Origin of the sequence: Roseibacillus ishigakijimensis, from assembly GCF_016595415.1 — a bacterium.
Classification (GTDB): Bacteria; Verrucomicrobiota; Verrucomicrobiia; order Verrucomicrobiales; family Akkermansiaceae; genus Roseibacillus; species Roseibacillus ishigakijimensis.
Genome location: NZ_JAENIO010000126.1, coordinates 1 through 724 on the forward strand (window position 1 = coordinate 1; position 724 = coordinate 724).

At 53.3% G+C, this 724-nt stretch carries 2 protein-coding genes; both read left to right on the forward strand.

From position 1 onward, the window contains the following. The first annotated feature begins 20 nt into the window (after window positions 1–20). On the forward strand, window positions 21–101 hold the full coding sequence (locus JIN78_RS17885; protein ID WP_345778154.1) for an NAD-dependent epimerase/dehydratase family protein: 81 nt from the start codon (window positions 21–23) through the stop codon (window positions 99–101). Between the two features lie 46 nt (window positions 102–147). After that, window positions 148–549: a hypothetical protein gene (locus JIN78_RS16865; protein ID WP_200393166.1), complete on the forward strand. Its 402-nt coding sequence runs from the start codon at window positions 148–150 to the stop codon at window positions 547–549. The last annotated feature ends 175 nt before the right edge of the window (window positions 550–724 follow it).

Below are 724 nucleotides of genomic sequence, written 5' to 3' on the forward strand. Positions count from 1 at the left end.
AAATTCGGAGGCTCGCCCTCTTGAAAGCGAAAAACATTCTCATCACCGGGGGCGCGGGCTTCATCGGCTCGCACTTGGCCGAGCAACTGGTGGACAGCTAGGGCATGGAGGTCGGGACCGCCAATGCTCCGAAATTTTACCCAGAAAATGGAAGCGCTCAAACAGTTCGAAAAGGAACTGATTAAAACGATGCTCAAGCGTCCCGATTCACAAGAATCAGGCCACACAGCTGACGACATCGCGAAGCTCGAACCGTTTCTGCATGACATCGATCGAGCGACTCAGGTTGAATACAAATATACCGGAAGCGGATATTTCGAAACGGTCGCGCACGAAAAAATTCCAAGCGAGCGAATCATTGTCCACCCTCTAGGTATTTATGGTGAGATCGATGGGTTCCACCTTGGATTTGTCCTATTCTTCGAACAAGGAGAGCTCACCATAGACTGCCACACTCTCTCGCAAGACGACTGCCCCTCTGATGCTCGGGAACGAGGAATTTCGATAATCGATAACCAATCCTCCAAACGGCCAGAGTCAGGCCACTAACAGTTTCCACCTGATGCCACCGGACGTGGCATCGAGCGATTCCCATCTGCGCTACCTCTCCCGTCCTGCCGCAAGGCAGGCTTGCTTCTTGGGCGGAAAATTCGGAGGCTCGCCCTCTTGAAAGCGAAAAACATTCTCATCACCGGGGGCGCGGGCTTCATCGGCTCGCACTTGG

Excerpts from the sequence above, each read along its gene's own strand:
- JIN78_RS16865 (WP_200393166.1), top strand. The coding sequence starts at position 148 with ATGGAAGCGCTCAAACAGTTCGAAAAGGAACTGATTAAAACGATGCTC.